Source organism: Nitrospira sp. BLG_2 (assembly GCF_049222245.1).
The window spans coordinates 1-12,295 of record NZ_JBLYIG010000742.1 but is presented as its reverse complement, the minus strand read 5'-3'; the positions used below and the strand labels follow the sequence as shown (position 1 = coordinate 12,295).

The 12,295-nt window shown below is 61.9% G+C and carries 15 protein-coding genes; all 15 read left to right on the top strand.

The window, feature by feature from the left end; genetic code table 11:
- Window positions 1–301 (top strand): hypothetical protein (locus ACOSYY_RS19935; protein ID WP_421664707.1); only part of this gene is annotated, 301 nt, incomplete at its 5' end.
- On the top strand, window positions 298–1,125 hold the full coding sequence (locus ACOSYY_RS19930; protein ID WP_421664706.1) for a glycosyltransferase family protein: 828 nt from the start codon (window positions 298–300) through the stop codon (window positions 1,123–1,125). The genes ACOSYY_RS19935 and ACOSYY_RS19930, both read left to right, overlap by 4 nt.
- Window positions 1,126–1,227: 102 nt before the next feature.
- A complete protein-coding gene (locus ACOSYY_RS19925) occupies window positions 1,228–1,866 on the top strand; it encodes a phage adaptor protein (protein WP_421664705.1) in 639 nt (212 codons plus the stop codon).
- Window positions 1,863–3,833 carry a fibronectin type III domain-containing protein gene (locus ACOSYY_RS19920; RefSeq protein WP_421664704.1) on the top strand — a complete coding sequence of 657 codons (1,971 nt, stop codon included), beginning with the start codon at window positions 1,863–1,865 and terminating at the stop codon, window positions 3,831–3,833. Before ACOSYY_RS19925 ends, ACOSYY_RS19920 begins: the two co-directional genes overlap by 4 nt.
- On the top strand, window positions 3,830–4,594 hold the full coding sequence (locus ACOSYY_RS19915; RefSeq protein WP_421664703.1) for a hypothetical protein: 765 nt from the start codon (window positions 3,830–3,832) through the stop codon (window positions 4,592–4,594). The genes ACOSYY_RS19920 and ACOSYY_RS19915 overlap by 4 nt, the downstream gene beginning before the upstream one ends.
- Entirely contained in the window at window positions 4,594–5,262 is a 669-nt protein-coding gene (locus ACOSYY_RS19910) for a hypothetical protein (protein WP_421664702.1), read from the top strand. The genes ACOSYY_RS19915 and ACOSYY_RS19910 overlap by 1 nt, the downstream gene beginning before the upstream one ends.
- 68 nt (window positions 5,263–5,330) lie before the next feature.
- Window positions 5,331–5,771: a hypothetical protein gene (locus tag ACOSYY_RS19905; protein ID WP_421664701.1), complete on the top strand. Its 441-nt coding sequence runs from the start codon at window positions 5,331–5,333 to the stop codon at window positions 5,769–5,771.
- 80 nt (window positions 5,772–5,851) lie between these two features.
- Window positions 5,852–6,367 carry an HNH endonuclease gene (locus ACOSYY_RS19900; protein ID WP_421664700.1) on the top strand — a complete coding sequence of 172 codons (516 nt, stop codon included), beginning with the start codon at window positions 5,852–5,854 and terminating at the stop codon, window positions 6,365–6,367.
- The gene (locus ACOSYY_RS19895; RefSeq protein WP_421664699.1) at window positions 6,334–7,371 is read left to right on the top strand and encodes a hypothetical protein; all 1,038 of its coding nucleotides are present in this window, start codon (window positions 6,334–6,336) and stop codon (window positions 7,369–7,371) included. The genes ACOSYY_RS19900 and ACOSYY_RS19895 overlap by 34 nt, the downstream gene beginning before the upstream one ends.
- A gap of 4 nt (window positions 7,372–7,375) precedes the next feature.
- Window positions 7,376–8,086 (top strand): hypothetical protein, encoded by a 711-nt coding sequence (locus ACOSYY_RS19890; RefSeq protein ID WP_421664698.1) that lies wholly within the window; start codon window positions 7,376–7,378, stop codon window positions 8,084–8,086.
- An 8-nt stretch (window positions 8,087–8,094) separates the two neighbouring features.
- Window positions 8,095–8,589 (top strand): hypothetical protein, encoded by a 495-nt coding sequence (locus ACOSYY_RS19885; RefSeq protein ID WP_421664697.1) that lies wholly within the window; start codon window positions 8,095–8,097, stop codon window positions 8,587–8,589.
- Window positions 8,586–10,133, top strand: a complete 1,548-nt coding sequence (locus tag ACOSYY_RS19880; RefSeq protein ID WP_421664696.1) for a hypothetical protein — start codon at window positions 8,586–8,588, stop codon at window positions 10,131–10,133. The genes ACOSYY_RS19885 and ACOSYY_RS19880 overlap by 4 nt, the downstream gene beginning before the upstream one ends.
- Window positions 10,130–10,549 carry a hypothetical protein gene (locus ACOSYY_RS19875; RefSeq protein WP_421664695.1) on the top strand — a complete coding sequence of 140 codons (420 nt, stop codon included), beginning with the start codon at window positions 10,130–10,132 and terminating at the stop codon, window positions 10,547–10,549. The genes ACOSYY_RS19880 and ACOSYY_RS19875 overlap by 4 nt, the downstream gene beginning before the upstream one ends.
- 79 nt (window positions 10,550–10,628) lie before the next feature.
- Entirely contained in the window at window positions 10,629–11,897 is a 1,269-nt protein-coding gene (locus ACOSYY_RS19870; RefSeq protein WP_421664694.1) for a hypothetical protein, read from the top strand.
- Window positions 11,897–12,295, top strand: a 399-nt coding sequence (locus ACOSYY_RS19865; protein WP_421664693.1) for a hypothetical protein, incomplete at its 3' end; no start/stop codon positions are given. The genes ACOSYY_RS19870 and ACOSYY_RS19865, both read left to right, overlap by 1 nt.

The window sequence follows — 12,295 nt, the reverse complement described above, 5'->3', positions numbered from 1 at the left end:
CCGGCGCATGGCCCCGCACCTGCAGCAGTGGTACGGGAATCAGGTCGCGCTGGTCGGCTTGTGCGGTCCACGACCCGAAGCGGGCGAGGTGACCGAGCTCCGGGAAATCCCGTGGCAGCCTGCGGTTCAGGGTCTCACGGTCACGGTGCGAAAGATCCCCGGTTCCATGTGGAACTACACGCCCAGGGACCGTGACGAGGATGTCTCCGAGCGCGGAGCGCTGCATTTCAAGGGCCATACCCGCCCGTGGATGGAGGCGTTTGCGAAGCGCCTCGAACTGCCATGGCTCGAGGCGGCATGATTAATGTGTTTATCGGACGCGATCGCGCAGAGGACATTGCCTGGCACGTCCTCGCGCATTCTCTCGTCAGACGCTCGAGCGAGCCGTTGGCCCTGACCGCTATCGGCAATTCGACGCTTCCCAAGAAGGTCTGGTGGCGCGAGCGCGGCCCGCATGACTCGACCGAGTTCTCGAACGCCCGCTTTGCCATCCCCGCACTCATGGGCTATCGCGGCTGGGCGATCTTCATGGATTGCGACATGGTGTGCGATGCCGATATCGCGGAGCTCTGGGAGCAGCGGGATGAGCGGTATGCGGTGATGGTCGTGAAACACGACTACCGGCCCAAGACCGACACGAAGTTTCTCGGGCAGGAGCAGAGCCGTTACGCCCGCAAGAACTGGTCGAGTCTCATGCTCATCAACTGCGGGCATAGCTCCTGCTCGGAACTGACTCCTGACTACATCAACGTCGCCTCAGGTCTCGACCTGCACCGCTTCGACTGGTGCTGGGACGAGGAGGTCGGGTCCATTTCCGGTCTATGGAACGTGTTGGTGACGGAGGGCGGGCGGCTCGAACACCCGGAACCGATGCCTGAGGATTGCGATATCAAGCTGCTGCATTACACGGTCGGCGGCCTCTGGCATGGGTACGGCAACCGTGCTGATGCGTGGATGCCGGAGTTTTCCTCGCTGCTTGCTGGGTCCAATCCCTGTGCCGACCTGGTGGCGGAATACGGGAACGGCCTGTCATTTGCGGGTGCATACAAGGTGCGAAATGAGGCGAAGGCAAATCTCGGAAGCAAGGCAAATGGGCAAGGACACGCGGCGACCCGTCCAAATTGAGGTTGCTGTAGAATCAGCCCTCAGGGGCGGGCACTGTCCCGCCTGCGGACGCCGATATGGCCGATCGGTGCGTGAGCACTTCTCGAGCTGTGGGGTGATCCGTTGAGCGACGACCTCCAGACGATGGTACGGCGTATCCGCGGCGACCTGAACCGCGGGGTCAACGCCTTGCCGGACCTGCGCATCAAGGAAGCGATCACCGACGCCATCAAGCGGTTTCGGGCGAAGCGCCTCGGGTTCAACCAGAAGAACTCGCAGACCGTCCTGCTTTCGGCGCAGGAAGTAATCGCATTACCGACCGGGTGGATCGAGGTCGACTTCCTCCGTCTCGAACGGGCAAACGACCGCATTCCCATGCGCGAGGTCTCCTACGACTGGATCGAGGAGCGCCAACGTGGCGAGCCGAACGAGGGCGAGCCGCGAAAGTACGCCATCCAGAACCGCCAGCTCCGTTTCTACCCGATCCCCGATCAGTCCTTCACGCTCGTTATGAGTTTCCTCTGCGACCTGCCGGAAGTCTCGGTGAGTGCATCAGATTCCGCGACGAATGCATGGATGGTCGAGGGCGAGGAGTTGATCCGCAAGCAGGCCATGGGGGACCTACTCGTCACCTATATCGGCGGTTCCCGCGTGATTGAGGGAAAGGCAATGCTCGAGGAGGTCGATCAGGTGATTCTGCCGACGCTCGAGAGCAAGGCCGCAAGGGAACAGACGTCAGGCCGCGTGGAGCCGTTCCTGTGAGCCTCTCGACGCGCACCAAGGTCAAGCCGCCGAGCACGGTGACGGCGAGCTACAGCGTCAATGCGAACGTGGTCGTCGCGAAGCTCAGCTGGACGCCGATTGCGAGCGGCTGGCCGAACAGTTACCAGGTTCTCTATCGCGACGGCGAGGAGTATGCGACTAGTCTGACTGCCACGACGTACCGGGATACGAACGTCGTCGCCGGTCAGGGCTACAACTACGGCGTTTCTACCGTGAACGTGAACGAGGTCGAGGGTGAGCCGAAGCTTGCCGCGGGTCTCGTGATGCCGAACTATCCGGTCTGGCAGACCGGCTGGTCGCTCGACATCCAGCAAGCATCGACCGCGAGCGTTGCCTCGCGAGCGAGTTCGCCTGATGGCCGTTCTATCACGTACACGCGCCAGGGCGGCACCGCGCCGGCGGCCGTGACCGTAAGCACCGCAGGCGTCGTATCGGTCGGTGCCGCAGCCGCAGGCTCATACACGCTGATTCTTCGAGCTGACGACGGGGTACTGTATGCGGAGATGACCGTTACGCTGACCGTGACAGCGGCCGCAACCGCGCCGAACCCGCCCGTGGTCGCAGATCCACAGGTCGTCTCAACGACACAGATCAATCTCTCCTGGACTAAGGCCGCGACGGGTACGGACCCCGAGGATTACGACGCCCGCTACTCGCTCGCCGGTCAGAACAACTGGACTAACCTGACCCCGCTGACGGGACCGAGTGCGCTGTCATTCAACGTCACCGGCCTTGCTGCGGGCACCGCCTACGACTTCGGGGTGCGCGCTTCCGCGGGAGGGCTGTTCTCGAGCTACACGGTCGTGAGTGCGACGACGCTTTCTAGCGGCACGCGCGAGGTTTACTACACGGCGATGTATGACCAGCCGCAATACGGTGGCGGCAGCGCCTTGGTGAATGGCGGGCTATTCCATAGTCTCTATCACCCGGACGTTATTGACAGTTTCAACAACGCGGCACAGTCCGGGACGCTGACGGCTTCAAACCTCGATCAGCGGATCGTCGCTTCTGACACTTTCGACGGCGTAACAGTCACGCCGCCGTTCGGGTCGCGCTTCTTGAAACAGGTGCTCTGGTACGACTCGGAATACGAGTGTCTGAATGGCACCGTCGATGACGGCGTTGCGCCTCCGGTTCCTGCCGGATCTAAGGACAAGCCGCGCATCAAGTATAGCCTTGGAAATAGCGCCTACAATTACGACTGGGATCGCGAGGTCTGGGTCGGCTTCGCGCTATACACGCATCCGAATCATGTGCATGACATCGCAACTCGCGCGCACCAGGGCGGTGGCTACCATTTTTGGGTAAATGCCGGAAACGGGCTCACGCAGTTCTATCTGACGACATTCGCGCGTCCGACGACCAATCCAGGCAACTACACTGGCGGACTCGGAGGAAACACCGAATATTGGTTCCTGGGCTACCAGGTCAACGCGACGGCGGTCGCGGACATGGTGCAGCAGGCCGGGAGTCCGCGGACCTTCTACAACGCAATGACCTCACGCGATTCCGGCTGGACACAGTGGATGCTTCGCTACCGCGTGAACCCGTTCGCCGGGAGCGGCACGATCAACCCGAGCCTCACGATTACCGGAGCCAAGAACAAGACCTACACCGGCAACAAGGGGATCATGCAGGTCTGGCACAAGAAGGAGGGCGCGAGTTCCTGGACGAAGGCGGTCGACATCTTCAACGCGCCGTTCGGGGGAGTTCCATCCGCAACCGAGTTGCTTGGAATGGACTTCGGAAAGTACGACTACGGCTGGAAAAAGAACGCGACGACGTTCCCGAATTGGCGCTATACGGCGAAAAACTCTATTCGCTGGGGATTCAGAAAAGCACCCGGCAGCACGGCGAGTTCTGGAGCAATCGCGCAATTCGGCACCGGCCCGGCTGACGTGAGTCCCGACGGCACGGCACCTACAGACTGGGCGGAGCAGGCATGAGTATCACGGCGAAGCCTACATCCTACACGGTGAACACCGGACACGCGAAATGCCCGGATCACCTGTGGCTGTTCAATGAAGGAACGGGCACAACTGTCGCCGACGAGGGGAAGGGCACCGCCCTCGACCTGACGCTAGACAACTCAGATATGTGGGGGACCGACGGTTCGCTCGGTTCTATCATATCGGCAAACAGTGCTGGCCCGCGTAAAGCGCTCTCATCGACCGGCACGCTTGCGTCGTCATCTCTGGTCATGGTCGTGCTGCACAAGAGCGCGAGCGCGGTATGTGCGGCAAACGAATTCCCGATCAGCGCGGCCCTTTCTTCCGCAGGCGGTGTTTATGGCGGCGCACGCTACCAGACGAACGAAGCGCTCGATATCGTATGTGACGACGGGCCGAATGCCGTCGCCGCAGAGTTCGGCACCTCCACATACGACGCGAGCTGGCGCATGGGCGCCGTGAAGTGGAAAACGAATGCGTATGCCGTTTCAGTCGATGGCGGCGCATGGGTCGCCGGAGCCGGTACCGTCAATTATCCGCCGAGTCCGACGGCCCTCGATCGCTTCGGCATTGGATGCCGCGCGGTGACGGCTGCGGACAACCAGTTCAACGGCAACATCCTAGCGGCGTGGGTCTATGACGACCTCTACGATACCGTTGACGATACTTGGATCGCGGATCTTTTCAGCGATCCGTGGCAATTCCTTAGTGCGGCAGGAACCACGATCTCGCCAAATGCCGCCGGAATGAGTGTCTGATGGCGCTTGCACCGACATTGCTGAAGTTCCTGAACCAGTCAATCGGCGTTAGTGCAGTAACGCTTGCCGGTCTTGCCGTCACGGCGGAAACCGGGCAGCGCGGGCCTTCTGTCGGGGCGGCTTCAATAGCAGGGAATGCGCCTTCGATCGTCGTCGTCGTGGGTCCAACGGCAGCACCGGACTCTGGCTATATCGAAATGGGCGGCCTGCAGCCGTTCCTGCTGCGCACGCTGGTGATTGCACCAGGCCTCCCAGATGCGACCCCGGAGGAGAACGACCTCGCGCCGACGCTGGTCTGGCAGGAAACCGCGCAACCCGCACAGGCGCCGCTCACGCTTTCCGGCCAGCAGCCGGTCGTGGTCAGTCAGGGCGGCAGCACGTTCATCGCTGCAGGACTCGGTTCTGCGGTCATCAACCCGCTCGCGCCGACCCTCGACTTGCCGGCGGGGCAAACCGGAACTTCCGCGCCGACGCTTGGCGCGGCGGCATTCACGACCGCCACAGAACCCACCCTGCTCGCAGAACTGGCTGTCGGGATCGCCGCCAATCAGGACGAGGGGACGGTCCTTTCTATCGTGGGGTTGGCCCCCGATCTCTCCTTCCAGGTGGGCTGGGAGGACGTTCCAGTCGCAGAAACGCCGTCCTGGACGGACGTTCCGAGGGTTTGAATTGAGCCTCTGAAATAGTGTTATTGTCCTGACGCGGCCGGGCGTCCACAACTCAATGGAGTACGCGCATGGCCGCCGGTTCAGTCGTTTTCTACCAGCACGCGATCGAGGACATGATGAAGGGCGCATTGGACCTCGCGTCCATGACCCTCGTCGTCTCGCTCATCTCGCAGGGCTACACCCCGAACGCGAAAAGCCACTCGGTCTACTCGGCCGACGTTTCCGCGAACGTGGTCACGAGCTCCGGCTACGCGGATCGCACGCTCGCCAACAAGACCGTCGCCAAGACCTCCGGGTCATACGTCACCTGGGACGCCGACGACATCACCCTCTCCGCCACCGCCACGATCAAGGCCAAGTGGGCCGTGATCTACCGCGGCGCCGGTAACCAGCGACTCGTCGCCTACTTCGACACCGAGACGACCCAGACCACCGGCGTGGAAGTCACGCAATTGGTGATCCAGTGGAACGCGCTGGGCCTCGCACAGGTGAACAATCCGAGCGCATAGAATGACTTAGCGTTAGTTGGCAATGTTACCTCATATGCTATACTTACAACAGGTGAAGTAATGGCTGAGAGGTTGCAGAGATGGCCAAGCACTACGCGCACACGCGTTGGCGCAAAGTCGGGACGAATGGCAGGGTCGCCGAGACGTATCAAGAGTTCATTGAGCGGCGGTTCTGGGGGAAGGTGGAGAAGTCGGAAGGATGTTGGCTGTGGAAGGCCGGGGTCAGGCGCAAGGATGAGGGTTACGGGCAGTTTTATTTGCGCGGCAAGCCGATAGCCGCGCATCGAGTGGCCCTGATGCTCTCCGGGTACCAGTTAAGTGATGGAGATGTTGTCGCCCATCACTGTGACAACCCTCCATGCGTAAGACCTGACCATCTTTTTGTGACGACCAATGCTGGTAATACAGCGGATCGTCACAGCAAAGGTCGCACGGCGAGCCATGAATTGAACGGCAACGCAAAGCTCACGGATAGACAGGTGAGTGATTTGCGGGAGGATTCACGGCGCGGGATGAGAGTGTCTGATCTCGCTGAAAAGTACGGAGTTAGTCGTACCCATGTGTGGCGACTGACGCGGTACAAGATGAGAACCTAGGAGCAGCAGCCATCTCACTCGAAACTTCGACGTACATTGATGCGCTAAATACTGCATGGCCGGACGGGACGGACCAGCGTTCGACTGCGGACGACCATCTCAGGCTGATTAAGGCCAGTCTGAAGCGCAGCTTCCCGCAGGTTGCGGGCGCTGTCTCCGCTTCGCATCAGGCCATTTCGTATGTGAACGACCTTTCCGCTTCGGCGCAGGCGCAGCTGAATACGTTGCGTGACGGATCGGCCACCGCAAACAACGCGATCAACGCGAGGTATGCCAACTCGGCAAGCGTGGCGGCCAATATCGGCACGGTTGCCGCAGCGAACGTTGCCGACCTCTCGGCGCGGAATGTCTTTACCAACACGGTCAACGAGGACGACGCGCCGCTCAAGCTCTCGAGCACGGCTCCCGGCATCGTGTTCGACGAGACGGACGGCGGCACTGACCAGCGGGGCTGGAGGTTTGTCGCTGCCGGGGGACTGCTGAGATTGCAGACCACGGACGATCTAGGCACCACGGTCAGGTCGTTCTTCGACATCCACCGGAGCGGCAATTCGATCACCGACATTTCGGTGTCCTGTTCGACGTTCTTCGTGAACAGTTTCAACGTGCTGAGTCCGCCCGCGCTGAACGGCGTTGCTGCTGCGGCATATGCGCGGCTGGATGCGGCGCAGACCTTCGCCAAAGGAACGGGATCTACCATCGTCTCGCTGGGGACCGGCGGCACGATGACGCCGAACTGCGACGACGGGAACGTGTTCCGTGCGGTGCTGGCGAGCAATGCCACCATTGCCAATCCCTCGAACGGGCGTTCCGGGCAGACGATCGTGATCCACCTGATCCAGGGCGGGTCCGGCAGCTATACCGGGTCGTGGGGGTCGAAATACAAGTTCGCCGGTTCCACGACGCCGACGCTTTCCACGGCTGTCGGGGCGCGGGACGTGTTCGCGTTCAGCTATGACAATACCTCGGATGTCTGGGCGCAGGCCGGACTGAACGTAGGCTAATCCCATGCTTGCCATGGGGATGATGCTCGGGGGGCTGCCGGTCTACACGGTCACCCTGTCTTCCAACGGCGGGACGTGGCAGAAGAGCGTTGACGGCACCTCGATCCCGTCCTCCGTTCCGGTTCTTCTGGTGCTGCGCATTTCCTCGGCCATCGAGAGACAGTCGAGCTCGACCAGCCTCGGCGCGATCCATCTCGACGGGTTGGCGAACGGTTCCTTCGTCGACCTCATCAATCTCGGTTACGCCATAGGCAAGGGCGGCAATGGCGGGGCGGGCGGTTCGGACTCTCCGGGCGTCAACGGACAAGCCGGAGGTCCGGCCATTCGGGCGAATTTCAACGGCACGCTGCGCGTCACGAATAGTTCCGGCCGCATCTGGGGCGGCGGCGGCGGTGGTGGTGGTGGTGGTCAATCCCTGGCGGAAGGCTCCGGCGGCGGCGGAGGTGCGGGCGGCGGGTCAGGCGGTTCGGGTGCTGATAGCGGAACTGCGGGAACCACGGGTAGCGCGGGTACTCCCGGAGTTGGCGGTACGACCAATGCGGACGGCGGAGACGGCGGTGCTTATGGAGCGGCCGGATCGAACGGCCAGTCCTCGGGATTTGCCGGAGGCTCTGGCGGTGCTGCAGGGTATGCCATCCTGCACGACGCGGGGACGACGGTGGTGTTCGTGTCCGGTTCTGGTTCGCCGAACGTGAAAGGACTGATCGGTCAGTAGGTGGAGATATGACTACATCGCGTGGAATTGTCAGAAGGAATCTTGAGGAGATATCGGAAAAAATATCCAGTCTTTCTGTAGCAGAATTGGCCTACGCGGCCGGACTCTTTGATGGTGAGGGGTGTGTCGCGACATACACCAAAAAGAACAGGGTTCAATTCAGCTACGCCGCCAACATAGCCAATACTGATTACAGGGTTTTGGCGTGGCTATTGGACAAGTTCGGCGGAAAGGTGACCAAGCGTGGTGGCGTCAGGGCATCGAACCAGCGGCATAAGGAGTGCTACGTCTGGTACGTAATGAATGGCCGCGCCGCTGCATTCATGGCGGCGGTGCGCCCGTATACAGTAATTAAGTCAGAACAGATTGATTTGGCGCTTGAACTGAGAACGACATGCCGGTTCGACCTGCGCGGTCAGGTAATTCCCCCAGACGTACTTGAAAGACGCCGGGATATCATGCAGCGCATCAAGGCCAAGAAGCGGGCGGTATACGGGTCGTGAAACGCGCCACTATCAAGAATCTCGCCACCGGGTTCGCGCCGGACATCCCGAACCTCGATCTCCCTCCGGGGGCGTGGACCGACTCGAGGAACGTCCAGTACCGGGACGGGGCGGTCGAGAAGTGTCCCGGTTACGCTCAGGCCCTCGGGAGCCTTTCGGCTACGTCGATCTTCACGGCGCCCATTTCGGATGGCGTCAACTACTTCTGGGTCTACGGTTCCGAAACGGTCATGTACGCGACCGACGGCACCACGCACGCGAATATCACCGGAACGATCACGCTCGCCGCAACTGCGGACCTCGGCTATACCGGCGGTCCTTTCAACGGCTACATGATCGTCAACGACGGCGTGGGCATCCCACAGTCGTGGGCGCCGTCGCTGTCAAACGATCTCGTTTCGCTGACTGCGTGGCCGTCGGTGAACGTCACCGCCCGAGTGATCCGGCCGTGGAAGAGCTTTCTCATCGCGCTTCGCGTCACCGATACAGGGTCGTACAACTCGCGTTTGATGCGCTGGTCGGACGCCGCACAGCAGGGTTCGCTACCGCTGTCGTGGGACTATGCCGACCCCACGAACCAGTCCGGCATCGTGGAATTCGGGCAGACGGAAGACCAGCTGATCGACTGTATGCCGCTCCGGGACAGTCTCATCATCTACAAGGAAAACCACACCTGGCAGGCGGATTACGTCGGCGGGTTCGACATCTTCAGCTTCCGCCAGATCCTCTCCGAAGTCGGGGCGATGACGGAAAACTGCGTTGCCTCGATCGGCACGTCTCATCTCGTTTTGGGGACCGAGGATGTCATCGTCCACGACGGAAACAGCACCCGTTCCCTGCTCGATCGCAGGACGCGCCGGTGGTTCTTCAATCGGATCAACACCACCCGGCATAACCGCTGCTTCGTGACCGTGGACTACGGAAACCGACAGGCGTTCATCTGCATTCCCGAGGCGGGCTATGACTATCCGAACCTCGCCCTGGTGTGGAACTGGGCGGAGGACACGCTGCACCCGTTCGAGTTGGGAGGTGCGAAGACGTTCGGCAACCATGGGATCGTCTCGAGTTCGTCCACCGAGACCTTCGACGGAGCCTCCGGGACATTCGACGCCGACAGCGGGGTATTCGATGAGGAGACGTTTTCTCCCTTTGACCGAAAGATGGTTCTTCTGGATTCAGCGGCGAAGAAGTTCTACCAGTACCCGAGCGGGGAGACCTACGACGGGGTAGCCATGTCGTGTTACGCCGAACGACTCGGCACTCCGGTCACGGAGGACCTCGGAGGCATCAAACGGGTCTGGCGCATCTGGCCGCAGGTCATCGGCGACGTGGGCGACAGTCTCCGGTTCTGGATCGGTTCCCGAGAAGCCCTCTCGGGGCCCGTGAGCTATACCGGACCCTATGATTTCGTCATCGGCACGGACAACTGGATCGACGTGCGGTTCGATGCGCGGGTCATCGACCTGCGGGTGGAATACACCGGCACCTCGACGTTCCGGCTGCACGGGATGAACGTCGACTATGAGGACTCGGGTGACCGATGAGCTACATACCGGGGCACGTTCCGAACGATCCGCAACTGCTGGCGGAGTTCCTGCGGCGCGAGCTCAGGAAGGTGTCGGACGAACTGCAGGACGTGGTGTTTTACCGCTCGAGCGCGGTCGTGGGGTCGCTCTCGGCGGGGGTGTCGGCCAACTGGAAGGTCACGGGAAACGTGCTCCTGATCTCGACCTCGAATACGGTGACGATCACCGGGCTGTCGGTGCTGAATCCCGGCAACCGGGAGATCGTTCTGGCGAACGTCGGGACCGGCGTACTGGTCGTGAAATCCGAGGATTCCGCGTCAAGCGCGAGCTACAGGTTTGCACTTGCGGCGACCTACCAGTTGAGCGCGAATGCAACTGCTGTCTGCTGGTATGACCCCTATGCCTTCAGATGGCGTGGAATCGGGCGAACCTGATGCATCGAGCCTCGTGAATTAGGGTATATCAGAGACTGACGGACATTGGCCGGGGTCCGCTCCAGACAGGAGCGAACCCATGTGGGGTGAAATTCTCGGCGGCCTTGCTGGCGGATTGCTCGGCGGAAGCGGCGGCTCCAGCGGCGGTCTGCCGAAGTGGCTGAAGTCCCAGTACAAGGACCTCGCCGCCAACGTCGGCAACATTGCGCCGCAGCAGTATTACCCCGGCCAGACCTACGTCGGGGCGCTGCCGTCGGAACTCGCGGCCTTCGGCCAGCGGGATTCCTACAACCAGGGCATTTTCGGTCAGGGCGGCCCGTTCGCCTCGCTGTTCGGGCAGATGGGCAACCAGCTGTCCGGCAATACCTTCGGCGGGCAGATGGCCGGCGCGCTATCTCCCTACGCCACGTCGGGACTGATGGATGTCTTCAACCAGGGCCCCGGTTCTCTCGGACAGTACAACTTCGACACGAATCTCGGCGCGCTCGGCAGATCGGGCGGTCTCGACGCCCGCGGGGCATTGCAGTCGGCACTTTCAGGGACACCGGACTACTCCGGCGCCCAGGGTGCCATCGACGCCGCGAATGCGCCGCTCCTTCGGCAGTTCAACGAGCAGCTGATACCCGGCCTCAACCAGAAGGCCACGTTCCTGAATAACGGCACGGGCGGCATCAAGGCGCTCAACCAGGCGATCCCGGAACTCGGCCAGCGGATGAGCGAGAACGCGCTCGGCGTGATGGAAGGAGAGCGGCAAAGGGCATTGGGCGCGCAGCAGCAGGCGGCGAGTCTCGTCTCCAACCTCGGGCTGCAGCGTTCTTTGGCGAACGCAAATCTCGGCCAGCAGCAAGCACAGATGAACTTCCAGCGGGACCTCTCCAATGCGGGTCTCGGCAGCCAGTTCCGCGGCGACCTGCTCGGGCTTGGGGGGCTTGCCGGGAATCTCGCGGGTCAGGACGCCACGGCGGACCAGCGGTGGGCGGCGATGTTCCCGTCGTTGTTCCAGGCGGGACAGCAGCCGTCTCAGGACGCCGCGAACTTCGGCGCGTTCCAGCGAATGCTCGGCGAACAGGCTCTGCAGGGCGACATGAACCGCTTCAACTTCTACCAGCAGGAGCCCTACAACCGCTATGGCTATCAGGCTGGGATATTCTCGCAGCTCGCTCCGGGCGCACAGCAGCAGCCGCAAGGGTCGCAGGGACTCGGGATTCTCGGCGGTGCGCTGACCGGCATGGGGCTTGGCGGATCAATCGCGCAGATGTTCGGCGGCCAGCAGTGGCAGCCGCAGCAGTTTGACGTGGGCAGCCTATTCGCCAACGCGCGCCAGTTGCCGATCCAGGGGCTTGGCTGATGCGCGGACTCGGCCAGATAACCGACGTTCTCTCGCAGGCGCTGTTCCCGATCGCGTCGGAGGCGGAGTCTGGGCTCGACCCGCGCACGGTCAAGGCGATGCAGCGGCAGGGGCTCATGCAGTTGGGCCTCGGGATGATGGCGGCACGCAATCAGGGCGCCGGGCTCGGTCAGGGCCTTAACTTCGCATTCAACCAGGCGCAGCAGGACATCAACCAGGGACTCGGGCAGGCGATGTTGGCTCGGCGTGCGAACCGCGAAGACGAGCGGCTCGCCATGTACGACAAGCGCATCCGCAATCAGGAACTGCAGCAGGATCAGGATCGTCTGCAGTCGCGCATCGACATGGAACGCAATCGGCTGTTCCAGAAGCAGCAGTTCCAAGCGCAGCAGGACAAC